The sequence below is a fragment of the Mycobacterium sp. genome (assembly GCF_049278535.1).
Taxonomy (GTDB): Bacteria; Actinomycetota; Actinomycetes; order Mycobacteriales; family Mycobacteriaceae; genus Mycobacterium.
Map to the genome: position 1 here is coordinate 1 of NZ_JBAPMI010000101.1, position 23,407 is coordinate 23,407.

The 23,407-nt window shown below is 67.1% G+C and carries 19 protein-coding genes and 1 pseudogene; 12 read left to right on the plus strand and 8 right to left on the minus strand.

What is annotated here, in order from left to right; all coding sequences use genetic code 11:
• Positions 1-14: 14 nt before the first annotated feature.
• From WAO18_RS06690 to WAO18_RS06725, 8 genes are all read left to right on the plus strand, one after another.
• Positions 15-1,709 (plus strand): acyclic terpene utilization AtuA family protein, encoded by a 1,695-nt coding sequence (locus WAO18_RS06690; RefSeq protein WP_422204955.1) that lies wholly within the window; start codon positions 15-17, stop codon positions 1,707-1,709.
• Positions 1,710-1,722: 13 nt separating this feature from the next.
• Positions 1,723-2,871 (plus strand): acyl-CoA dehydrogenase family protein, encoded by a 1,149-nt coding sequence (locus WAO18_RS06695; protein ID WP_422204919.1) that lies wholly within the window; start codon positions 1,723-1,725, stop codon positions 2,869-2,871.
• Between the two features lie 2 nt (positions 2,872-2,873).
• A complete protein-coding gene (locus WAO18_RS06700; RefSeq protein ID WP_422204956.1) occupies positions 2,874-4,463 on the plus strand; it encodes an acyl-CoA carboxylase subunit beta in 1,590 nt (529 codons plus the stop codon).
• Between the two features lie 5 nt (positions 4,464-4,468).
• Complete coding sequence (locus WAO18_RS06705) at positions 4,469-6,463, plus strand: acetyl/propionyl/methylcrotonyl-CoA carboxylase subunit alpha (protein WP_422204920.1); 1,995 nt, start codon at positions 4,469-4,471, stop codon at positions 6,461-6,463.
• Entirely contained in the window at positions 6,460-7,626 is a 1,167-nt protein-coding gene (locus tag WAO18_RS06710; RefSeq protein WP_422204922.1) for an acyl-CoA dehydrogenase family protein, read from the plus strand. Before WAO18_RS06705 ends, WAO18_RS06710 begins: the two co-directional genes overlap by 4 nt.
• The gene (locus WAO18_RS06715) at positions 7,626-8,399 is read left to right on the plus strand and encodes an enoyl-CoA hydratase family protein (protein WP_422204924.1); all 774 of its coding nucleotides are present in this window, start codon (positions 7,626-7,628) and stop codon (positions 8,397-8,399) included. The genes WAO18_RS06710 and WAO18_RS06715 overlap by 1 nt, the downstream gene beginning before the upstream one ends.
• A gap of 43 nt (positions 8,400-8,442) precedes the next feature.
• On the plus strand, positions 8,443-9,822 hold the full coding sequence (locus WAO18_RS06720; RefSeq protein WP_422204926.1) for a ClC family H(+)/Cl(-) exchange transporter: 1,380 nt from the start codon (positions 8,443-8,445) through the stop codon (positions 9,820-9,822).
• Positions 9,823-9,894: 72 nt separating this feature from the next.
• A complete protein-coding gene (locus WAO18_RS06725; RefSeq protein ID WP_422204927.1) occupies positions 9,895-10,497 on the plus strand; it encodes a DUF1707 SHOCT-like domain-containing protein in 603 nt (200 codons plus the stop codon).
• Positions 10,498-10,506: 9 nt separating this feature from the next.
• Here WAO18_RS06725 and WAO18_RS06730 read toward each other — a convergent pair whose 3' ends face one another.
• The 3 genes from WAO18_RS06730 to WAO18_RS06740 form a co-directional block, all read right to left on the minus strand.
• Positions 10,507-12,486: a vWA domain-containing protein gene (locus WAO18_RS06730; RefSeq protein ID WP_422204929.1), complete on the minus strand. Its 1,980-nt coding sequence runs from the start codon at positions 12,484-12,486 to the stop codon at positions 10,507-10,509.
• Entirely contained in the window at positions 12,479-13,870 is a 1,392-nt protein-coding gene (locus tag WAO18_RS06735) for a sigma 54-interacting transcriptional regulator (RefSeq protein ID WP_422204931.1), read from the minus strand. The genes WAO18_RS06730 and WAO18_RS06735 overlap by 8 nt, the downstream gene beginning before the upstream one ends.
• Positions 13,871-13,988: 118 nt before the next feature.
• Positions 13,989-14,327, minus strand: coding sequence for an LGFP repeat-containing protein (locus WAO18_RS06740; RefSeq protein ID WP_422204933.1), 339 nt, complete (start codon positions 14,325-14,327; stop codon positions 13,989-13,991).
• A gap of 10 nt (positions 14,328-14,337) precedes the next feature.
• On the opposite strand from WAO18_RS06740, the gene WAO18_RS06745 reads away from it, so the two are divergent.
• Both WAO18_RS06745 and WAO18_RS06750 read left to right on the plus strand, forming a co-directional pair.
• Positions 14,338-14,478: a hypothetical protein gene (locus WAO18_RS06745; protein WP_422204935.1), complete on the plus strand. Its 141-nt coding sequence runs from the start codon at positions 14,338-14,340 to the stop codon at positions 14,476-14,478.
• Positions 14,479-14,794: 316 nt separating this feature from the next.
• A complete protein-coding gene (locus WAO18_RS06750) occupies positions 14,795-15,814 on the plus strand; it encodes an alpha/beta hydrolase (RefSeq protein ID WP_422204937.1) in 1,020 nt (339 codons plus the stop codon).
• A 14-nt stretch (positions 15,815-15,828) separates the two neighbouring features.
• On the opposite strand, the pseudogene purH reads toward WAO18_RS06750, so the two are convergent.
• From purH to WAO18_RS06770, 4 genes and pseudogenes are all read right to left on the minus strand, one after another.
• Positions 15,829-17,400 (minus strand): annotated as a pseudogene (purH, locus tag WAO18_RS06755) (bifunctional phosphoribosylaminoimidazolecarboxamide formyltransferase/IMP cyclohydrolase).
• A complete protein-coding gene (purN, locus tag WAO18_RS06760) occupies positions 17,397-18,026 on the minus strand; it encodes a phosphoribosylglycinamide formyltransferase (protein WP_422204939.1) in 630 nt (209 codons plus the stop codon). The pseudogene purH and the gene purN overlap by 4 nt, the downstream one beginning before the upstream one ends.
• 9 nt (positions 18,027-18,035) lie before the next feature.
• The gene (locus WAO18_RS06765) at positions 18,036-19,316 is read right to left on the minus strand and encodes a DUF6350 family protein (RefSeq protein ID WP_422204940.1); all 1,281 of its coding nucleotides are present in this window, start codon (positions 19,314-19,316) and stop codon (positions 18,036-18,038) included.
• A gap of 72 nt (positions 19,317-19,388) precedes the next feature.
• Positions 19,389-20,225, minus strand: a complete 837-nt coding sequence (locus tag WAO18_RS06770; RefSeq protein ID WP_422204942.1) for a DUF5336 domain-containing protein — start codon at positions 20,223-20,225, stop codon at positions 19,389-19,391.
• Positions 20,226-20,485: 260 nt separating this feature from the next.
• On the opposite strand from WAO18_RS06770, the gene WAO18_RS06775 reads away from it, so the two are divergent.
• Together WAO18_RS06775 and WAO18_RS06780 are read left to right on the plus strand one after the other, a co-directional pair.
• Positions 20,486-21,334, plus strand: coding sequence for an LLM class F420-dependent oxidoreductase (locus WAO18_RS06775; RefSeq protein WP_422204944.1), 849 nt, complete (start codon positions 20,486-20,488; stop codon positions 21,332-21,334).
• Positions 21,335-21,423: 89 nt separating this feature from the next.
• Positions 21,424-21,756 (plus strand): hypothetical protein, encoded by a 333-nt coding sequence (locus WAO18_RS06780; protein ID WP_422204957.1) that lies wholly within the window; start codon positions 21,424-21,426, stop codon positions 21,754-21,756.
• Between the two features lie 6 nt (positions 21,757-21,762).
• Here the strand turns inward: WAO18_RS06780 and WAO18_RS06785 are convergent, their stop codons facing one another.
• Positions 21,763-23,310 (minus strand): acetyl-CoA acetyltransferase, encoded by a 1,548-nt coding sequence (locus WAO18_RS06785; protein ID WP_422204945.1) that lies wholly within the window; start codon positions 23,308-23,310, stop codon positions 21,763-21,765.
• Positions 23,311-23,407 lie beyond the last annotated feature (97 nt).

Here is a 23,407-nt window from a genome sequence, read left to right on the forward strand (position 1 = left end):
GGAGGAGGGCACGGGTGGCGGCGCCGGTTCGGATCGGAAACTGCTCGGGGTTCTACGGAGATCGGCATTCCGCCATGCGCGAAATGCTGATCGGCGGCGACCTCGACTACCTGACCGGCGACTATCTGGCCGAGCTGACCATGCTGATCCTCGGCCGCGACCGGATGAAACATCCCGAGCGCGGCTACGCCAAGACGTTCCTGACCCAGCTCGAGGAGTGCCTGGGCCTGGCACAGGACCGCGGGGTGCGCATCGTCGCCAACGCCGGCGGCCTGAACCCCGCCGGCCTCGCCGACGCCGTACGCGGCTTGGCCGAGCGCCTCGGCGCACCCGTCCGGGTCGCCCACGTCGACGGGGACGACCTGTCCCCCCGCGCCGAGAAACTCGGGCTGGGCAAGCCGCTGACCGCCAATGCCTACCTGGGCGCGTGGGGCATCGTCGACTGTTTGAACGCCGGCGCCGACATCGTCGTCACCGGGCGGGTGACCGACGCATCGGTGACCGTCGGTCCCGCGGCCGCCCACTTCGGCTGGGAACGGAGCGACTACCACCGCCTGGCCGGGGCCGTGGTCGCCGGGCATGTCATCGAATGCGGCATCCAGGCCACCGGCGGCAACTTCTCGTTCTTCACCGAAATTCCCGATCTCCTCTACGCCGGCTTCCCGCTGGCCGAGATCCACGCCGACGGCTCGTCGGTGATCACCAAGCACCCCGGCACCGGCGGTCTGGTCAGCGTCGACACCGTGACCGCACAGTTGCTCTACGAGATCACCGGCGCCCGCTACGCCAACCCGGATGTCACCGCCCGGATGGACACCATCGAGTTGTCCGACGACGGCGCCGATCGGGTGCGGATCAGCGGAGTGACCGGTGAGCCGCCGCCGGCCACCCTCAAGGTGTCGCTGAACAGCATTGGCGGATTCCGCAACGCGATGACGTTCGTGCTGACCGGCCTGGACATCGACGCCAAGGCGGAGCTGGTACGACGGCAGCTGGAATCGGCGTTGAGCGTAAAACCCGCCGAACTGGAATGGACGCTGGCCCGCACCGACCATGCCGACGCCGACACCGAAGAAGCCGCCAGCGCCCTACTGCGCTGCGTGGTCCGCGACCCCGACCCGGCAAACGTCGGACGCCAGTTCTCCTCGGCCGCAGTGGAATTGGCGCTGGCCAGCTATCCGGGTTTCACCGTCACCGCGCCGCCCGGCGACGGTCAGGTCTACGGGGTATACACGCCCGGCTATGTCGACGCCACCAAGGTGGCACACGCCGCCGTCCACGCCGACGGCACTCGCGTCGCGATTCCCTGTGCCACAGACACTCTCGAGCTTCAACCAGCCGATCCGCCGCCGCTGCCGGAGCCGTTGCCGGCCGGGCCGACCCAGCGAGTCCCGCTGGGCCGCATCGCCGCCGCGCGCAGCGGCGACAAGGGCGGGTCGGCCAACGTCGGAGTGTGGGTGCGCACTGACGAGCAATGGCGCTGGCTGGCGAACACCCTCACCGTCGAGCTGCTGAAGCAGCTCCTGCCCGAAACCGCCGACCTGCCGGTCACTCGGCACGTACTGCCTAACATCCGCGCGGTGAACTTCGTCATCGAGGAGATCCTCGGCCAAGGCGTCGCTTACCAGGCGCGGTTCGACCCGCAGGCCAAAGGACTTGGCGAGTGGCTGCGCAGCCGTTACGTCGACATCCCAGCAGTGTTGCTGTGAGAGAAGGGTTGTTGTGAGCATCTGGACCACGCCGGAGCGCGAGCAGCTCCGCAAGACCGTGCGCTCATTCGCCGAACGGGAGATCTTGCCGAACGTCGACGAGTGGGAACGCAGCGGTGAACTGCCACGCGAATTGCACCGCGCCGCAGGGCAAGCGGGACTATTGGGCTCGAATTTCGCCGAGGAGGTCGGCGGCGGTGGTGGCGACGGCGCGGACGCGGTGATCGTCTGCGAGGAGCTACACCAGGCCGGCGTTCCCGGCGGCGTCTTCTCGTCGCTGTTCACCTGCGGTATCGCGGTGCCGCACATGATCGCCTCGGGTAATGAGCGACTGATCGAAGAATTCGTCCGGCCGACGCTGGCCGGGGAGAAGATCGGCTCGCTCGCCATCACCGAACCCGGCGGCGGCTCCGACGTCGGCCACCTGCGCACCACCGCGACGCGCTCCGGTGATCAGTACATCGTCAACGGCGCAAAGACCTATATCACCTCCGGAGTGCGGGCCGACTTCGTCGTGACCGCTGTCCGCACCGGAGGCCCTGGCGCAGCTGGGGTTTCGCTGATCGTGGTCGAAAAGGGCACACCCGGATTCGAGGTCACCCGCAAGCTCGACAAGATGGGCTGGCGGTCCTCGGACACCGCGGAGCTGTCCTACGTCGACGCCGCCGTGCCGGTCGCCAACCTGGTCGGTGCCGAGAACACCGGCTTCGCCCAGATCGCCGAAGCCTTCGTCTCCGAACGCATCGCCCTTGCCGCGCAGGCATATTCGAGTGCCCAGCGGTGTCTGGACATCACCGTGCAGTGGTGCCGCGACCGGGAGACGTTCGGCCGGCCGCTGATTTCCCGCCAATCGGTGCAGAACACCCTGGCCGAGATGGCTCGCCGGATCGACGTCGCCCGCGTCTACGCCCACCACGTGGTCGAGCGGCAGCTGGCCGGTGAGTCCAACCTGATCGCCGAGGTGTGTTTCGCCAAGAACACCGCCGTCGAGGCCGGCGAATGGGTGGCCAATCAAGGCGTTCAGCTGTTCGGCGGCATGGGATACATGACCGAGTCGGAAATCGAACGCCAGTACCGCGATATGCGGATCATCGGCATCGGTGGCGGCACCACCGAGATCCTGACGTCGCTGGCCGCCAAGCTGCTGGGCTTCCAGTCATGAGCGTGTTGAAGTCGGTGCTCGACCCGAAGAGTGACGGCTACACCGCCGCGGCGGCGGCCGCGGAATCCAGGCTCGAGGAGATCGACGCCGAACTGGCCAAGGCGCTCGCCGGTGGCGGCGCCAAATACGTCGAGCGCCATCACGATCGCGGCAAGCTGACCGCCCGCGAGCGCATCGAGCTGCTGGTCGACGCCGACTCACCGTTTCTGGAGCTGAGCCCGCTGGCTGCCTACGGCAGCGCCTTCCAGATCGGCGCAAGCACGGTCGTCGGCATCGGCGCGGTGAGCGGAGTGGAATGCCTGATCGTGGCCAACGACCCGACGGTCAAAGGCGGCACCAGCAACCCGTGGACGCTCCGGAAGATATTGCGGGCCAACCAGATCGCCTTCCAGAACCGGCTGCCGGTGATTTCGCTGGTGGAATCCGGCGGCGCAGACCTCCCCACCCAGAAGGAGATCTTCGTCCCAGGCGGGCAGATGTTCCGCGACCTGACCCGGCTGTCGGCGGCCGGGATTCCCACCATCGCACTGGTCTTCGGCAACTCGACCGCCGGCGGGGCCTACATCCCCGGCATGTCCGACCACGTGGTGATGATCAAGGAACGCTCGAAAGTCTTCCTGGCCGGTCCCCCGCTGGTGAAGATGGCCACCGGTGAGGAGTCCGACGACGAATCACTCGGCGGTGCCGAAATGCATGCCCGCATCTCGGGTCTGGCCGACTACTTCGCCGTGGACGAACTCGACGCGATCCGCATCGGGCGACGCATAATCGCTCGGCTCAACTGGGTCAAACAAGGACCGGCTCCGGCGAAAGTGACCGAGCCGCTGTTCGATACCGAGGAACTAATCGGCATCGTGCCCTCAGATCTCCGCATCCCGTTCGACCCCCGCGAAGTGATCGCCCGGATCGTCGACGGATCGGAGTTCGACGAGTTCAAAGCGATGTACGGTTCGTCGCTGGTGACCGGTTGGGCCCGGCTGCACGGCTATCCGCTGGGCATCCTGGCCAACGCCCGCGGCGTGCTGTTCAGCGAGGAATCGCAGAAAGCCACCCAGTTCATCCAGCTGGCGAACCGATCGAACACGCCATTGTTGTTCCTGCACAACACGACTGGATACATGGTCGGCAAGGACTACGAGGAAGGCGGGATGATCAAGCACGGCTCGATGATGATCAACGCCGTGTCCAACTCGACGGTCCCGCACATCTCCCTGCTGATCGGCGCGTCCTACGGCGCCGGCCACTACGGCATGTGCGGGCGGGCCTACGATCCGCGGTTCCTGTTCGCCTGGCCGAGTGCCAAATCCGCGGTGATGGGTGGCGCGCAGCTGGCCGGCGTGTTGTCGATCGTCAGCCGGGCCGCCGCCGAGGCGCGCGGCCAGAAAGTCGACGAAGAAGCCGACGCGGCTATGCGAGCCGCGGTCGAAGGCCAGATCGAAGCCGAGTCGCTGCCGATGGTGATGTCCGGCATGTTGTACGACGACGGGGTGATCGACCCGCGCGATACCAGCACCGTGTTGGGAATGTGTTTGTCCGCCGTCGCCAATGGCCCAATCAAGGGGACGTCGAACTTCGGCGTCTTTCGGATGTGACACTCATGGGAATAACTCGAGTACTGGTCGCCAATCGTGGCGAGATCGCCCGAAGGGTGTTCGCGACTTGCCGCACTCTGGGCCTGGGTACCGTCGCGGTCTACACCGACCCCGACGCCGACGCGCCGCACGTCGGCGAGGCCGACGCACGGGTACGGCTGCCTAAGACCAATGACTACCTCAACGCCGAGGCGATCATCGCAGCGGCCCGCGCGGCCGGCGCGGACGCGGTACACCCGGGCTACGGATTCCTCTCGGAGAACGCCGATTTCGCCGCCGCTGTGCAGGCCGCGGGTCTGGTTTGGATCGGCTCGCCGGTGGATGCGGTGCGCGCGATGGGCTCGAAAATCGAGTCCAAGAAGATGATGGCGGCCGCCGGAGTTCCGGTGCTCGAGGAGCTCGACCCGGACACCGTCACCGCCAACCAGTTGCCGGTACTGGTCAAGGCATCCTCCGGCGGCGGCGGGCGCGGAATGCGCGTCGTGGACCAATTAGACGCCCTGCCAACCGAAGTCGCCGCCGCTCAACGCGAGGCCCAGTCCGCGTTCGGTGACCCCACGGTGTTCTGCGAGCGTTACCTGCCCACCGGTCACCACGTCGAGGTCCAGGTCATGGCCGATGCCCATGGCACGGTGTGGGCGGTCGGCGAGCGCGAATGCTCGATTCAGCGCCGCCACCAGAAGATCATCGAGGAGGCGCCGTCACCTTTGGTCGAGCGCATACCGGGCATGCGGGCCAGGCTTTTCGAGGCCGCCCGGCTGGCCGCCGGCGCGATCGGCTACACCGGGGCCGGGACCGTGGAGTTCCTCGCCGACGACGACGGCGAGTTCTACTTCCTGGAGATGAACACCCGGCTGCAGGTCGAACACCCGGTCACCGAGGAAACCACCGGGCTCGACCTGGTCGAACTGCAGATCACCGTTGCCGATGGCGGTCGACTGGACCCCGAACCGCCTGCCGCGCAGGGATCTTCGATCGAAGCGCGACTCTATGCCGAGGACCCGGCGCGGGACTGGCAGCCACAGGCCGGCCTGGTACAACGCATCGACGTCCCGGCGGTCCGTAGCGAGTTCAGCACGCTCGGAGCACGAACGGGAATCCGGCTGGACTCCGGAATCGCGGACGGCTCGGTGGTTTCCATCCACTACGACCCGATGCTCGCCAAGGTGATCTCCTACGCTCCGACCCGCAGCCAGGCGGCGCTTGTGCTTGCCGACGCGCTGGCGCGAGCCCAGCTGCACGGCCTGCGCACCAACCGCGATCTGTTGGTCAACGTGCTGCGTCACCAGGCGTTCCTCGACGGCGCCACCGACACCGCGTTTTTCGAGACGCACGGGTTGGCGAAACTGTCCGCGCCGCTGGCCGACGACGCGGTGATCCGGCTGTCGGCCGTCGCCGCGGCGCTGGCCGACGCGGCAGACAACCGCGCTCACGCCACCGTCCTGGGTTCGCTGCCCAGCGGTTGGCGCAACCTGGCGTCGGGCTACCAGGTCAAGACGTACGTCGACGACAGCGGCGCAGAGCATCGAGTCGAATACCGTTTCACCAGAACTGGATTGCTGCTGTCGGGTGACGAATCGCTGCAGCTGGTCTCGGCCTCGGCCCACGAGGTGGTGTTGGGCGACGGCAACGGGGTGGCACGCAGCTTCGCGGTGGCCCGCCACGATCAGGACGTCTACGTCGACTCGCCGCAGGGACCTGTCCACCTGGTCGCGCTGCCGCGCTTCCCGGAGCCGGGATCGGCCGTCGAGAAGGGTTCGCTGTTGGCGCCCATGCCCGGCAACGTGATCCGGCTCGGCGCCGCCGTCGGCGACACCGTCACTGCCGGCCAGCCGCTGATCTGGCTGGAGGCGATGAAGATGGAACACACCATCACCGCCCCGACCGACGGCGTACTCGCCGAACTCAATGTCGATACCGGCCAGCAAGTTGAAGTCGGCGCCGTGCTGGCACGCGTCGACGCGCCCCATGATCCCGAAGCAGAAGGAGAAACACCGTGACAGACAACAGCTTCATCGAAAATGAAGACCGCAAGGCGCTACGCAAGGCGGTGTCCGAATGGGCATCCAGCTACGGCGCCGAGTACTACCTGAAGAAAGCCCGCGCGCACGAGCACACCGACGAATTATGGTCGGAGGCAGGCAAACTCGGCTTCCTGGGGGTGAACCTCCCCGAGGAGTACGGCGGCGGCGGCGCGGGCATGTACGAGTTGTCGCTGGTGATGGAGGAAATGGCAGCCGCGGGTAGCGCGCTGCTGCTGATGGTCGTCTCGCCCGCGATCAACGGCACGATCATCAGCAAATTCGGCACCGAGGAGCAGAAGAAGCGCTGGATCCCCGGTATCGCCGACGGCACGATCACGATGGCGTTCGCGATCACCGAACCCGACGCCGGTTCCAACTCGCACAAGATCACCACCACTGCCCGTCGCGACGGCAGCGACTGGATCCTCAAGGGGCAGAAGGTCTATATCTCCGGCGTCGACCAGGCTCAGGCCGTGCTGGTGGTGGCACGCTCTGCGGAAGCCAAGACGGGCAAGCTGCGACCGGCGCTGTTCGTGGTGCCCACCGATGCGCCCGGTTTCACCTACACGCCGATCGACATGGAGATCATCAGCCCCGAGCGGCAGTTCCAGGTCTTCATCGACGAGGTGCGGCTGCCCAGCGACGCGCTGGTCGGCGCCGAAGATGCCGCTATCGCACAGCTTTTCGCCGGCCTGAACCCGGAGCGCATCATGGGTGCGGCCAGCAGTGTGGGCATGGGCCGCTTCGCGCTGGACCGGGCCGCCGACTACGTCAAGACCCGCCAGGTGTGGGGCGCGCCGATCGGCTCGCACCAGGGGTTGTCACATCCGTTGGCGCAGTGCCACATCGAAGTCGAGCTGGCCAAGCTGATGATGCAGAAAGCGGCGACGCTCTACGACAACGGCGACGACGGCGGCGCGGCCGTAGCCGCCAACATGGCGAAATACGCTGCAGCCGAAGCCGCTACACGCTCGGTTGATCAGGCCGTGCAGTCGATGGGCGGCAACGGACTGACCAAGGAGTACGGCGTCGCGGCGATGATGGCCTCGGCCAGGCTCGGCCGCATCGCACCGGTGAGTCGCGAGATGGTGCTCAACTTCGTCGCGCAGACGTCGCTGGGCCTGCCACGGTCCTACTGATGGACACCCTCGTCGGGTACGCCGTCGACGGGCATGTGGCGCGGCTGACGCTGAATTCGCCGCACAACCGCAACGCGCTCTCGGCGACGTTGGTCGGCCAGTTGCATCAGGGTCTGCGCGACGCGGCGGATGATCCCGCGGTCCGGGTCGTCGTGCTCGGTCACACCGGCAACACCTTCTGCGCGGGCGCCGACCTGTCCGAGGGGTCGGCGGCCAGCGCCGATCCCGCCGAGGCGACCGCCCAGCGGTCCAGGGAAATGGCAGCGCTATTGCGTGCCATTGTCGAGGCACCACTGCCGGTGATCGTCGCGGTCGATGGCCACGTCCGCGCCGGCGGCATGGGGCTGGTCGCCGCCGGCGATATCGCCGTCGCCGGACCACGCAGCACCTTCGCGTTGACCGAAGCGCGGATCGGCGTGGCCCCGGCGATCATCTCGCTGACGCTGCTGCCGAAGTTGTCCGCCCGCGCCGCCGCCCGCTACTACCTGACCGGGGAGACGTTCGACGCCGCCACTGCGGCAACGATCGGGCTGATCACCGTCGCCGCCGACGACGTCGATGCCGCGGTGGCGTCGCTGGTCGCCGATATCGGCCGCGGCTCACCCCAGGGGTTGGCCGCGTCGAAGGCACTGACCACGGCGGCGGTGCTGGCCGGGTTCGACAGCGACGCCGAGCGGCTGGGCGCCGAGTCGGCCCGGCTGTTCGTCTCCGACGAAGCCCGCGAGGGCATCCTGGCATTTCTGCAGAAAAGGCCGCCTACCTGGGCTACCTGACCCCGCGATCAGTCCGCCCAGGTTCCTCGGATAAACAGTGCGGGTGGACGACAACGCCCGTGACGGCTGGCGAAATGTGCTCCGCAGCATGTTCACTGGATGGCAGCGTCCGACCACGCATCCGGTCGACTCCCGCGGTGAGGGCGCCGAAAGCCTGATCGGCTTCGTGGTGGCCGCCGCCCTGGTCGGGGTGCTCACCGGGATCAGCGCGGCCACCTTCCGCATCCTCCTCAAGAAGGGCGCAGGGTTGCGCGGCGGGCTCGCCGGCTGGGCGCACGGTAGCTGGTGGGGGTTGATCGTCGTGGTCCTCGTCTGCGCCGCCGCTGCCGCGATCGCGGCCGCCCTGGTGCACCGGGTCGAGCCCCACGCCGAGGGCAGCGGAATCCCGCGGGTCGAGGCGGTTGCCGACGGCCGGGTCCGGCCCGACCGATTCCGGATCCTGCCGGTCAAATACATCGGCGGGCTGCTGGCCATCGGCAGCGGCATGGCGCTGGGTCGCGAGGGGCCGTCGGTCCAGATGGGCGGAACCGCGGCGGTCATCGTCGCCACCTTGACCCGGCGAAACCTCGCTGACTTGCGCGTGCTCGTCGCCGGTGGCGCCGCGGCAGGGCTGGCGACTGCATTCAACGCACCGATCGCCGGCGGCGTGTTCGTGCTCGAGGAGCTCATGAAGCGCTTCGATCCGCGCACCACGGTCGCCACCCTCGTGGCGTCCGCGTCCGGGTTTATCTCGGCCCACCTGCTGGTGCAATCGCAATACGAATTCGACATGACGACGCTGCCCGACCCGCGGATGGTGCAGTATGGCTGGTTTTTGATCATCGGAGTCGTCACCGGGCTGCTGGGTGTGCTCTACAACAAGGCGGTGATGTTCGCTCTGCACCGGGCCGACGCCAGCTCCTGGCCCAAGGAAGTTCGCGCTGCGCTCACCGGCGCCGGCGTCGGGCTACTCGTGTGGTTGGCGCCGGATCTGGTCGGAGGCGGTGACAACCTCACCCAGAAGGCGCTGCTCGGTCGCGGCGCTCTGCTCGCGGTCACCGGCGTGCTCGTGCTGCGCTTCGTGCTCGGCGTCGTGTCCTACGCCGCCGCAACACCGGGCGGGTTGTTCGCGCCGATGCTCGTGCTCGGATCGCAGGCCGGTCTGATCGTCGGGCTGGTCGCCACGCACCTCACTCCGCACACAACGCCCAACCTGGCCGCGTGCGCACTCATCGGGATGGCCGCCTTTTTCGCCGCCTCGGTGCACGCCCCGGTCACCGGCTTGATCCTAGCGACCGAAATGACGGGCAACACTAATGAATTGCCACCCATGCTCGGGGCGTGCGCCATCGCGATGCTCATCGCCATCGCGCTGCGGTCGCAATCCATCTACGACCAGCTCGCTGACCGCGCAGCAAACAATGCGACCGCGTTAGCTGAGTGATTTCTGAGGGTGCCGCAACAGTTTGGCGAAGATGCCTTGCAGCAAAATTTCTTCGTCGTAGGCTCGTCAGTGATGAGGAAGTCAGCGCAGCGAGGCGCGCAGGACCAGCGGGACGCGAACACGCGCGCCGCCGATACCGATCGCATTCAGGTAGCGCAGCTGCTCACGGATGCCGCCGCGCAGGGCCAACTGCAGATGAGCGACTACGAAGACCGCCTCACCAAGGCCTACGGGGCGCAAACCTACGAAGAACTGGACCGCCTGCGTTCGGACCTGCTGGGGTCGTCGGTCAGTCCCCAGCGTGGCGGCGCCACCAAACCCGCGCCGTCGATGCTGTTGCTGGCCATCATGAGCGCATTCGAACGGCGCGGCCGGTGGAACGTGCCCAAGAAGCTGACAACGTTCGCGCTGTGGGGTGGCGGGGTGATCGACCTCCGCTACGCCGACTTCACCTCCACCGACGTCGAGATCCACGCCACCTCGATCATGGGTGGGCAGACCATCCTGCTGCCTCCCGAAGTCAACGTCGAGATCAAGGGCCACGGCGTGATGGGTGGCTTCGACCACAACGTCGTCGGCGAAGGCACGCCCGGTGCGCCGACTGTGCGGATCCGCGGCTTCTCCCTGTGGGGTGGCGTCGGCGTCCGGCGGAAGAACCGCAAGACCCAGCGCTAGGCCGCTGAACTATCGCCGGCGGCTGCGCAGGTAGTCGCCGACCACCGCCGCACCCAGCCCGTCGAGATCGGGATCGACCACCCGGCCCTCGACGCGACGGGCAACCTGGTCGATGAACCGGGCCAGCCCGGGATCGTTGCCCAACCGGAAAATCGTCACCTGCGCGCCCAACCGGGCCATCTCGTCGAAGCCGCGCACGGTGTTGGCGATGGTCCGCGGATGCGGCGGATAATCAAAAAACACCGAGGAGCGCCCGCTGCCGTCGACGTCTTCCAGATGCGCGGTCGGCTCGCCGTCGGTGACAACCAGCAGCACGGGTTGCGCGTTGGGATGACGCCGCAGATGTCGGCCGGCCAGCGCCAGCGCGTGATGCAAGTTGGTGCCCTGCTCGTACACGCCCTCCAGGGCCATCAGCTCCGCGCTGGACATCGTCCGCGCATAGCGGCCAAAAGCGATGATCTGCAACGCATCTGCACGAAACCGGGTGCGCACCAGGTGGTCAAGCGCGAGCGCCGTGCGTTTCATCGGCAGCCAGCGGTTCTCCATCACCATCGAGAACGAGGTGTCCACCAGCAGCGCGACCGCGGCCTGAGTGCGGGTCTCGGTCTCGGACACCTCGACGTCGTCGACGGCGATGCGCAGCGGGGCGTCCGGATTGTCGGTGAGGGTTCCGGCTTGCCGCAGCACCGCGTTGGTCAGCGTCCGGGTGACATTCCACGGTTCGGTGTCGCCGAACTGCCAGGGCCGGGTGGCGCCGGTCAATTCCCCCGCTGCCCCGGCCCGCCGGAGTTCGCGTTCGCCGCGACGACTCGAAAGTTGTTGTGCCACATCGCGTAATGCGGTCTCGCCGAGGCGTCGCATTGCCTTCGGCGACAACCGCCACTGGCCGTCCGAGCTGCGGTCCAGGAAGCCCTGATTGACCAGCGCGCGCTCCAGCTCGGACAGCGTCTGGGCGTCGATGGCGGCCTGGTCGCCCAGCTGGCGGGCCAGCGCGTCCAGGTCGACGTCTTCCATCGTCGCGCCCGGATAGGCCTGCGAGAGCTGCTCGGCGAGTTGCTCCAGCTCCGCGATGTCGGCCAGCGCCTGGGCGCCTTCACCCATCCCCAACGGGTTGTCACCGGAGAACTGCGATGAGCCGTCCCAGTCTTCGCCGGGCCGGGCCGCCTGCAGGTGCGCGTCGAGCCGGTCCAGGGCCTGCATCAGTGCCGGCGATCCGAATGCCTGCTGCGCCAACGCATCCAACTCGGCCCGCTGGTCCGGGCTCAGGCTGTTGCGGAACCGCTGCGCGGCCGCGGCCCGCTTTGCCAGCGAGTCGAGCAGCTCGTCGACGTTTTGCGGGTTCTCCGGGAAGAACTCGCCGTGCTTATCCATGAAGTCTTGGAAATCTTGTTGGGAGTCTTGCCCTCGTGAGTGCTTGTCCAACAAGTCGTTGAGGTCGTTCAGCATGTCGTTGACGCGCTGGCGGTCTTCGTCGGTTGCGCCTTCCAGCGCCTCCTTCATGCCGGCGAAGCGCTGATCGAGCATCTCACGGCCGAGCAAATCCTTGATCTGCTCGTACTTTTGCCGCGCTTCGTCGCTGCGCCAGTCGTAGTCGGAAAGCTCTTGCACGGCTTTGGCCGGCGATGGCGAAAGCGCTTCCAGCTGTAATTCGCCGAAGCGGGCGTCGTCGTCCAGGGCGCGGGCCAGTTCCTTGCGCTCGGCCAGCACCGCCTCGTCGAGCAGCTTTTTGATCTCTTGCAGGGTGCCGTCTAAGTTGTTCTCGCGCAGCAGTTCTCGTCGTCGACGGTTGGCCTCGGCGGCCAGCCGGTCGGCTCCGGTCATGTTCTTGGTACCGCGGCGCAGCAGCTCGGACAGCGCCCGCCGCGGCGACGTGCCCGCCATGACGTCCTGCCCGATCTGCTCGAGCGCCTCGCGCAGATCCACCGGCGGCGCCAGCGGGTCAGGCCCACCGGTGTAGGCCGAATACCGCGACGAGTGGGCTTTAGCCATAGACGGTTTCGCCTTCCCCGGACACCTTGTCGACACGCTTGGCCAAATACAGTGCCTCCAAAGCCAATTCCAGTGCGGCGGCGCGCTCTCCCTCGGACTCGGCACCGAGCCGTTTCGCGATCGCCTCGATGATCGGCAGATCCGGCAATGCCGCCAGCACATTCTTGGCCGACACCCGTTCTCCGGTCGTCACCGCGGAGCCGCCTTCGACCGCAGCCACCAGCGGGCCTACGTCGAGGCCGCCGAGCGCCCTGGACGCGGTGTCCGCGGTCGAGCGGCGCAGCAGGTGTTCCAGCACGGCCTGCTCGCGACCTTCTTCACCGGACTCGAATTCCAGCTTGCCGCGCAGCACGTCGATGATCGTGCCCAGATCGACCACCCGCGCCACCGGGTCCGACTCCCCCAGCACCGCGCCGCGATGGCGCGCCGAGGCCGCGACCGTTTCAGCGCCCGCGATCGCGAACCGCGCCGACACCCCGGATCGCTGGTCGACCGAGGTCGACTCGCGCAGGTAGCGGGCGAATCGGGCGATCACCTGGACCAGGTAGTCCGGCACCTGGGCGCTCAGATGCGCCTCCTGGCGGATGACGCCGACCTCCGCGTCGAGCTCCAGCGGGTAGTGCGTGCGGATCTCGGCGCCGAACCGGTCCTTGAGCGGGGTGATGATGCGGCCGCGGTTTGTGTAGTCCTCGGGGTTGGCGCTGGCGACGACGAGCACGTCCAGCGGCAGCCGCAGGGTGTAGCCGCGGACCTGGATGTCACGCTCCTCCATCACGTTGAGCATCGACACCTGGATGCGCTCGGCGAGGTCGGGCAGCTCGTTGACCGCGACGATGCCGCGGTGCGCCCGCGGGATCAGACCGTAGGCAATGGTTTCCGGGTCGCCCAGGCTGCGGCCTTCAGCGACCTTGATCGGGTCGATGTCGCCGACCAGGTCGGCAACGCTGGTGTCGGGGGTGGCCAGCTTCTCGGTGTAGCGCTCGCTGCGGTGCCGCCAGTCCACCGGCAGGTCGTCGCCGAGGGTGGCGGCCTTACGGATCGACTCCGGCGTGATCGGGTGGTAGGGATGCTCGCCGAGTTCGGCGCCGGCGATCACCGGCGTCCACTCGTCCAGCAGGCCGGTCAGCGCCCGCAGCAGGCGCGTCTTGCCCTGACCGCGTTCGCCCAGCAGCACGAAGTCGTGGCCGGCGATCAGCGCCCGCTCAAGCTGCGGTAAGACGGAGTCCTCGAAGCCCAGGATGCCTGGCCAGATCGCCCCACCTTCTGCACCCTCGGTGAGGCGTGCCAGCAGGTTTTCCCGGATTTCTTGTTTCACACCCCGTTCGCGATGCCCGGCGGCACGTAGTTCGCCGACGGTGCGGGGCAGGTTATTCGCAGCGGTCACCTCTCCACGCTACGACGGCGCAGCGAACAACGGCTACGCCCCAGTCGACTTCGCATAGGGAAAGGCCGGGCAATCGCGCAGATTGCCCGGCCTTTCGAGGTGAAATGCGAGGAACGAACTAGCTCGTCGTCACCACGGCGTCGGGGTCACCGGTCTTCCAGGTGATGGTGCCGTGGTCGAACGTCGACTTGAAAGTGCCGTCCGGTTCGGTGACCTCATCAGCGGTCGGGTAACCCAGCTTGCCCTGCGAGGCCTGGTTCGCGTTCCACGCGTCGCGGATCTTGCCCCAGACGAAGTAGACCGGGCCGCCGTTCTTCATGATCAGGACGCCACCGTCGAACTGCTGGTACACGCCGGTGTTGTTGGCGGTGTTCTTCTGGTTGTCATACGGTGCGCCCAGGTCCTTCTTCTGTGCGTCGTTGAGGGTCTCCCACTTGGCCAGGATCGGTCCCTCCACCGTGTACGGCGTGCCGTTTGCACCGTTGAGTTGCGTCGAGGTCGGTGCCGCCGGGGTCGTCGCCGGCGACGACATAGCCTCCGATGACGTCATTGCGGATGACGAGGATGACGTCGCCGAACTCGAGGATTGGCTCGAGTTACTCGACTGATGACATCCCGCACCGATCAGAGCGAACACTGCAATTGCGACTGAGAACGACGCTGTCCTTTTACTTATCGCGTGCATGTTTTCCTCTCGAATACCTTTCGAATCGCACCGGACTCGTCCCGGTCGACGGGCCCAAATTTTGACTCTAGGCCGATCCGATCTTGTACGGAAGAAGGTCGGGTTGACCTAAATCGACACATGGCAAACGCGTTGCTCAGCGATCGGCGGACGTTCACCGAGTGGCCCAGGCAACTCTCGCGCACGTGACTGCGAAGCTCACGGCCGTCGACGCCCGGCTACCCGATACCCTCAGTACCGTGAATTCCCTCGACTGGTGTGATCGCCCCGAGATGGCGCACTTCGGCCCGGCATCGTGGCAGTCCAGCGTGCTGGCCCTGCTCACCGCAATCTTCGTCCGGCCGGTGCTGGGCGCCCTGACCGTCATCGGCCTCGTCGTCAATCGCTTCCGTCCCGACGCGCTGCAGCGGGCACGACTCGACGGGATCGACGGACCGTTGCGGTTGATTCCGCCGTTGCCCGGCACCGACGTCACCCGGGTGGCTTTGCCGAACTGTCCGGCCGAATGGGTGGTGGCGCCGCAGGCACGTGAGTCCAATTCGGTCATCGTCTATTTCCACGGCTCTGCACTGGTGACCCTTGGACTCAACTCGCATCGCCGTTTCGTCAGCAGATTGTCGGCGACCACCGGCGCGAAAGTATTCAACGTCGGCTATCGACTCGCACCACAGGCCAGCATCGAAGAGGCCGTTGCCGACGGGCTGGACGGCTACCGCTATGCACTGTCGCAGGGCTTTGCTCCCGAGCGCATCGTGCTGGCCGGCGACTCGGCGGGTGGGCTGATGGCCGCCGACGTCGCGCTCGCGGCGCGTGACGCCGGGCTGCCGGTGCCGGCCGGGCAGGCGCTGATGTCGCCGCTGACGTCGTCGGACATGAGCCTGGAATACCGTGCCCTGAAAGACCACCGCGACGTGATGTTCCCGTTCCTGACGGTGAAATTCATCTATGACGTGTTCGCCACCGTCAACGGCACCCGGCCGCCACCGCTGATGCCGCCGGAGGCAGACCTGCATGGCCTGGGTCCGTTCCTGCTGCAGGTGGGGACCCACGAGATGCTGCTCAACGACACCTTCGCGCTGGCCGATCGGCTGCGGGCGCACAACGTCGAAGTCTGGGTGCAGCAGTGGCATAAGGCCATGCACATGTTCCAGCTGACCTATGACGTGAACCCCGATGCGCGTCGCGCGGTCGACGAGGTCGCCGCGTTCATCCGTTATGCGACGGCAGAAAAGGACTTCAAAGACGAAGTCAGCGCCTAGTTTCTCGTGCGCTTCTAGTGCGCGAAGTGGCGGGCGCCGGTCAGGTAGAGCGTCACGCCCGCCTTGGCCGCCGCCGCGGTGACCTCGTCGTCGCGCACCGAGCCGCCCGGATGCACGATCGCCTTCACACCCGCAGCGGCCAGTGTCTCCAGACCGTCCGGGAACGGGAAGAACGCATCGGAGGCCGCAACCGCGCCTCGCACCCGGTCTCCGCCGCGCTCGACCGCCAACCGTGCCGCGTCGACGCGGTTCACCTGGCCCATGCCGATACCGAGGGTGGCACCGTCGCCGGCGATCACGATCGCGTTGGACTTGACCGCGCGGCAGGTTCGCCAGGCGAAAACCAGATCGTCCAGTGTGGCCGGGTCGGCCGGGTCGCCGGTCGCCAGCGTCCAGCTGACCGGGTTATCACCCGGTGCGTCGATCAGGTCGCGTTCCTGGATCAACATCCCGCCGCTGATCTGACGCCGTTCGGTCGCATCACCGAGCGGTTCGGACGCTACCAGCACGCGGACGTTCTTCTTGCGCGCCAACACATCTACGGCGCCCGGCGCATAGGCCGGCGCCACGATCACCTCGGTGAAAATCGTGCTCACGTACTCAGCCATCTCGACGCTGACCTCGGTGTTGGACGCGATCACTCCGCCGAACGCGCTGAGTGGATCGCACTCGTGCGCTTTGCGGTGCGCGTCGGCGACCGACTCCGACGAGACCGCTATCCCACAAGGGTTGGCGTGCTTGATGATCGCCACACAGGTCTGCTCGTGGTCGAAGGCTGCCCGCCACGCCGCGTCGGCGTCGGTGAAGTTGTTGTACGACATCTCTTTTCCGTGCAGCTGCTCGGCCTGCGCCAGGCCGGGCCAGGCGCTGTCGTCGACGTAGAGCGCGGCTTGCTGATGCGGGTTCTCGCCGTAGCGCAGTTGAGCCGAGCGTCGCCATGTCCCGGCGAACCACTCCGGGAACGCCGCGGCCGGTTCCTCGGGCGCCAGCGTCTACTCCATCCAGCCGGCCACCGCGACGTCGTATTCGGCGGTGTGCCGAAACGCCAACGACGCCAGCTTCTTTCGCTCCTGCAGGGTGAATCCGCCGCTGCGCACCGCGGCCAGCACTCCGTCGTAGCCGAGAGGATCGGTCACCACCGCGACGCTCGGGTGGTTCTTGGCCGACGCGCGGACCATCGACGGTCCACCGATGTCGATCTGCTCTACGCACTCGTCGACGCCGGCACCGGACTCGACGGTCTCGCTGAACGGATACAGATTGACCACCACCAGTTCGAACGCGGCAATGCCGAGTTCTTCGAGCGCCGCGGCGTGTTCCGGCTTGCGAAGGTCGGCCAGCAGGCCGGCGTGCACCCGCGGGTGCAGGGTCTTGACCCGGCCGTCGAGGACCTCCGGGAAGCCGGTCAACTCTTCCACCGGAGTCACCGGAATACCTTTGTCAGCAATGGTTTTCGCGGTTGACCCGGTCGAGACGATCTCGACGCCCGCGTCGGAGAGTCCGCGGGCCAGGTCGACCAGACCTGTTTTGTCGTACACGCTGATCAACGCGCGGCGGATCGGCCGTTTCGCGTCGTTGGTGCTCATCCGATAGTCGCCTTTCGTCCGATCCAGGTCACGCCGCCGGTCGCCACGCCGGCTATCACATCCACCAACAGCCGTCGCTCAACGACCTTGATGCGCTCATGCAGGGTCTGTTCGTCATCGTCGTCGAGCACCGGGACGGCTTGCTGGGCAAGTATCGGGCCGGTGTCGGTGCCGGCATCCACCAGGTGCACCGTGCAGCCGGTGACTTTCACGCCGTGGGCCAGCGCATCGGCCACGCCGTGCGCGCCGGGAAATGCCGGCAGCAGAGCCGGATGGGTGTTGAGCGTACGGCCCTGGAATTTCGAAAGAAATTGTGGTCCAAGTATTTTCATGAATCCCGCTGAGACGACGAGGTCGGGCGTGTGGGCGGCCGTGGCCTCGGTGAGCGCGGCGTCCCACCCGCCGCGGTCGGGATAGTCCGCGAGCCGGGCGCAGAAGATCGGCAGCGAGGCGTTGGCGGCGATTTCGGCGGCCGGGCAATCGCGGTCAAGACCGACGGCGACGACCCGCGCCGGATAGTCGCCGACGCTGGCGTCCAGCAAAGACGCCAGCAGCGAACCGGTACCCGATGCCAGCACCACCAATCGTGCCGGTGCGCTGGGAGGCACGCGGAACGGTTGCTGCACAGGGCGAGCCTAGCCGTCGTCGTCCGGCGACGATGCGGGCCGGTCCGGCGGCTGCTCGATGCCCGACTCGACATCGGGGCCGGGATCGTCGGCCTCGACGTCAGTCGATGGCTCGACGTTCGGTTCGGCCGGCGGCGGCGTTCGCTTGGGCTTACGCGGCCGGTATCTGACGCCGCCGGCCATTACGACGGTGAGCCAACCGACGGAGGTGAACCACAGGAAGACCGCGAACCCGAACGTGCTCTGGTCGATGCCCACGCCGCCGAAGTTGCCCAACTCGCCGCTTCCGGCGTAGCCCAGTAATGCGAGGGTCAGCGCCGCCACCAACGCCGCAACCCCCAACTTCGCCATCGCGTCGGACAGCGGCAACGGCCGGCGCGCACACTGCTGTCCGACCGCGACTCCCGACGAAGCTCCGACGATGAGCAGCGCAACCCAGGCCGGCCCCAGCGGAGGGTGCGGTGCCGCGGCCAATACCGGTAGCGCGGGGATGTCCCCCCCGAAGACGGTGAACGAGCTGAACGTCGCAAAACCCAGGTGAGCGCTGGAACCCACCGCCATCGCGGCGGTCGCGACGATCACGTTGGGCACGTACAGCACCGAGAGCAGGGTGAGGCTGAACTGGCCGAATATCGAGTTGGTGATCGCATACAGGTCCTGCATCGTCGCCCAGTGCACGACCAGCGAAGCCGCCGCCACCATTCCCGACAGTCCGAGCAGCGCGAGTACACCGGCCATCGCCGCACGCAACGAATCACCCAGCCAGCCCGGCAGCGGCGACGGCCCCAGGGCCCGGCGACCGACGCGCGAACCCACTCCGATGAACGCGCCGATGGCGTGTACGACCAGCACACTCGTGAAGGCGCGCAACGCGCTGGGGGTTTGGAGTTCGGTGATCACCGATGCCGCGTCGTGAATGACGGCCAGCGCGATGGCGGCGATCAGCATTGGTCCGCCCAGAGCCGCCGCGATGATCCACCGGATCACGAACCACGAGGCCGTCGGTGTGGTGGCGTGCGCGGTGGTCCGCGATGTCCCCCACACCATCAGCAGCACCGGCAGCAGCGGCATCGCACCCAGCTCGCGGCCGCCGAGTGAGATCGGCACCTGATGCACGCCGAGCCACATGCTGGCGATCGCACCCAGTGCGCCGGTCATGTCGCTGTTGGCGATCACCAGCTGCAGCAACGTCACCGCAGCGATGATGACCAAGGCCACCACGGCGGGTCCGAACGCGACCCGCACAAGGTCGCGCGCCTGGTGGGTGCCCGCGGTTCGACTGTCCTGCACCGGCGTCACGCTTCGCGCATGCTGACTATTAGATTGACTGGGCGCCGGCCCGCCCCGCCCGACAGCGCACGGTTAGGAGTGCGACGGGCCCGAGGGCGACGACGGTGCCTGCGGCTGCTGACTCGAGCCGAACGAGTGCTGGCCGTGAGCCGAACCGCCCTGATCCGAAGAGTTGCCCTGGCCCGGTGTGCCGGAGCCGGACGACGGCGGCGGGCTGAAGCTGGGGAAACCCGTTGGCGGGGTGGGCGATCCGGCCTGCTGCGCCTGCGCCGAGCCCTGCTGCGGGCCCGGTTGCGCGCTGAAACCACCGGTCGTGGGCCCGGACGGGTAGCCGCCGTACTGGGTTCCGTAGCCGGACTGACCGTACGGAGGCTGCTGCTGTCCGTAGTAGCCGCCGTACTGGCCGTAGTACTGGTCGTACTTCGGCCGGGGCGCCGGTGGGGTGATCACGCCGGCGTCCAGAAGGAGCGCGCTGATGGCGAGCGCGGCCTGGACCGCGCCCGCGCCGACGGCGATCCACAACGCCCAGCCGCGACCCGAGGCTCCGATGGTGTCCTCGATCAGCAGGAGCCCGCCCAGGCTCGCGACCGCGGCGACCACCCCGGCAAAGTTCTTGGCCTTGGGCAACAAGCTCACTCCGGCCAGCAGACCGGCGAGCAATGCCAGGTCGACGGGCAACGTGCTGCCGCTTTCGACGAGCTCGTCGCCGTTGGGAAGGACGCGGGTGATCATCGGGCCGTAGCTCACCAGGTAGATCGCCAGGCCGAGCGCCAACACCGCGATGGTCAGGTACTGCTTCAGGTTGCTCTCACCCTCCTCGCCCTTGTTGTGCGACGGCGCGGCGGGAGCCCCGTAGGAGCCGGTCGTCTGTGCGGGCGGATATCCGGGACTGCCGGGCGGGTAGGTCATGGCTTCTCCTGTGCCTTCCAATGCGGTTGCGGCGCCACTTTCGTGCGGCGCTTGATAATCCCGCGCGCCGCTCCTCGCGAGGCTACCTGGTAACACTCAACGAATGCCGTGGCGTAAGCGGGCGCGGCGTTGCGACGCGAGCCGATCATCCACGCTAGCGCACCTCGGGTGGTGCGGCCGAGCGGACCTCGAAGCGTCATCGCGGCCACTACCCGCCCCCGGTGGTTGCCCGCAAGATTGGAACACGTTCTAATTCATCCATGGACTACGGGCTTGTGCTGTTCACCAGCGATCGCGGAATCACCCCGGCAGCGGCTGCAACTCTTGCCGATAACCACGGGTTTCAGACGTTCTATGTACCCGAACACACCCATATCCCGATCAAGCGCGAAGCGGCCCACCCGACCACCGGTGACGAGTCGCTGCCCGACGACCGCTACATGCGCACATTGGACCCATGGGTGAGCCTCGGTGCGGCCTGCGCGGTCACGTCGCGGGTGCGCCTGTCCACCGCGGTGGCACTACCGGTCGAACATGATCCGATCACTCTGGCCAAATCCATCGCGACCCTCGATCATCTCTCCGGCGGGCGAGTCAGCCTGGGCGTCGGATTCGGCTGGAACACCGACGAACTCGCCGACCACAACGTGCCGCCCGGGCGGCGCCGCACGATGCTGCGGGAATACATCGAAGCGATGCGGGCCCTGTGGACCGAAGAGGAAGCCTCCTACGACGGCGAGTTCGTCAACTTCGGGCCCAGCTGGGCCTGGCCCAAGCCGGTGCAATCGCACATCCCGGTCCTGGTCGGTGCGGCCGGAACCGAGAAGAACTTCAAGTGGATCGCGCGCAGCGCCGACGGCTGGATCACCACGCCGCGCGACTTCGACATCGACGGGCCGGTGAAGTTGCTGCAGGACACCTGGGCCGCCGCCGGACGCGACGGGGCGCCGCAGATCGTCGCGCTGGACTTCAAGCCGGTGCCGGAGAAGTTGGCGCACTGGGCCGAACTCGGGGTCACCGAGGTGCTGTTCGGATTGCCCGACAAGGCCGAAGATGAGGTCGCCGCCTACGTGGAGCGACTGGCCGGCAAGCTGGCCGCGGCGGTCTAACCGCTGAATCCGATCGGAGGCGCATCGTGACAGCCGACGACGAACCGGGGCGGTACTTTCCGTTCCGCTACGAGTCCCGCCTGGCCCCGATGTGGCTGGCGTATCGGCTCTGGCCTGGCACGCAGGGCGTCACCGTGACCGACGACGGCCGGCTCATCGCCCGCTACGGACCGTTTCGTGTCGAGGCGCCGCTGTCTCAGATTCAGAGTGCGCATATCACCGGCCCCTACCGGTGGTGGACCGCGGCGGGGGCGCGCCTGTCGCTGGCCGACGACGGACTCACGTTCGGCACCAACGCAACTCAAGGCGTGTGCATCCACTTCGAGCCGCGCATCCGCCGGGTGATCGGGCTCCGTGACCATTCGGCGCTCAACGTGACCGTCGAAGACTGCGCAGGTTTGGTCGCCGCGATCACCGGTTAAATTTCGCTAACCGAGCCAAGCCCGGTTGATGCCCTCGTCCGTCGACTTCACGATGATCCGTGTACCTAACGGGTCAGCATCTGTCATCAACGCCACCAGGTCGTCGTCCTCGGTGAGCGCCATGAACCGCGAGCCGTCGGCGTCGAGCCGGCCGATGATGACACCGGTCGTCGTCGGCCAGTCGTACCGCACGGAATACGTCTCAATGGTGCCCGCGCCGTTGGCATTTCGCGTGACCGCCACCTTCGGCAGTGCCGCGATGTCCTGCTGCAACGCCTTGCTATGGTCGGCCGCCCACACGCCTGGTTCCGTGGAGTACACCCCCACCGAATACTTGCTCATCACACCGCCGTTGGCGCCGACCAGCCCGAACGAGCCCGGCTTGTCGCGCATGGCGGCCACCGTCTCCGCGATGCCGTGCAGTGAATAGCTGTTGCCGGGGCCACCGAAATAGGGCAGGCCTCCGGTGAGCGTCAACCCGCGCGGGTCGTCGGCCGTGAGCCCGAAGTCATCGCACACCGTGAAGACCGGGAACGGGAAGCAACTGTAGAGGTCCAACGTCGTCACATCGTCGATGCCGATGCCTGCGACCCGGAGTGCCTCTGCCACGGCCTGTTTGGCGGAGTAGCTGATACTGACGTCGACGCGGTCCAGCAGGTCCTGCTCGGTCTGATCGGCATGCCCGCGCAAATAGACCCACTTGTCCTCGGCCACCCCGAGCCGGCGGGCCGCCGAGACGGACATCACCAGCGCGGCGGCCCCTTGATTGACGGTGTCGCGCGCAACCAGCAGTCGCGGGTACGGGTCGCAGATCATCCGGTTCTCGTCGGTGACGGTTTCGATCTCCTCCACCGAGCGTTCCACCGGCGAGGACGAGAATCGGTTCTTTGCAGCGACTTTGGAGAACGGGGCGAAGAGCTCGGCCATCGCATGCCGATAGTCGGCGACGGTGAGCCCGAGCCGCCCTCTCCGCGCGTTGTCGAGCAGCCCGTACTGCACGGGCGCTCCGGTTAGCCCGTGCTTCGCGGTGTACTCGCTCATGTACTGCTCGAAACCGTAACCACGGTCTTCGAGCTGGCCGCCGACGTGCTCGGTGAAGTCCGGCTTGTCATCACGCCCGGCGAAGTACTTGGCCGTCGACCCAGGCTCGGACCCGAGAATCAACGCGACCTCAATGTCCCCGGCGGCGATCGCCCCCGCGAACTCCGTCATCAGCTTCTGCGGACCGTTGCCGCCAATGGGCTCGAGCACTGCGCGCGCCGGATCGGCGCCGACTCGGTTGGCCACCGATCGCACATAGTTGTCGGAACAGCCCAAGGGCGGCTTCGCGAACGGGGTGCAGATCTCGAACTGACGCAGGCCGGCGAACACCTCGATGGCCTCCGCCACCGTGCTCACGTCCGCGCCGGTGTCAACGAGCGCGGCGCGAACGGCCTCGGTCGCCAAGTCGACTGAGGACAAGCCGCGGTAGTCGGCCTCGTCGATGCGCTCGGTGAACTGGCCCACTCCGACGACAACGGGAGTACGCGGATCGATGGCGCCGCTCCTCCTCATCGATTCGCTCTGCATCGTCGCTGGCGCGGATCGACCGCCATTACAGGCCTCCTGACAACTGTTAGTTCGTCAGGCTAACCGAAACCTGTAACGTGTT

Bases quoted from the DNA above. Each gene is read 5' to 3' on its own strand.
- WAO18_RS06775 (WP_422204944.1), top strand. From the start codon at position 20,486: ATGGACTACGGGCTTGTGCTGTTCACCAGCGATCGCGGAATCACCCCG.
- WAO18_RS06715 (WP_422204924.1), top strand. From the start codon at position 7,626: ATGGACACCCTCGTCGGGTACGCCGTCGACGGGCATGTGGCGCGGCTG.
- WAO18_RS06705 (WP_422204920.1), top strand. From the start codon at position 4,469: ATGGGAATAACTCGAGTACTGGTCGCCAATCGTGGCGAGATCGCCCGA.
- WAO18_RS06730 (WP_422204929.1), bottom strand. From the start codon at position 12,486: ATGGCTAAAGCCCACTCGTCGCGGTATTCGGCCTACACCGGTGGGCCT.
- WAO18_RS06725 (WP_422204927.1), top strand. From the start codon at position 9,895: ATGAGGAAGTCAGCGCAGCGAGGCGCGCAGGACCAGCGGGACGCGAAC.
- WAO18_RS06785 (WP_422204945.1), bottom strand. From the start codon at position 23,310: ATGAGGAGGAGCGGCGCCATCGATCCGCGTACTCCCGTTGTCGTCGGA.
- WAO18_RS06780 (WP_422204957.1), top strand. From the start codon at position 21,424: ATGTGGCTGGCGTATCGGCTCTGGCCTGGCACGCAGGGCGTCACCGTG.
- WAO18_RS06770 (WP_422204942.1), bottom strand. From the start codon at position 20,225: ATGACCTACCCGCCCGGCAGTCCCGGATATCCGCCCGCACAGACGACC.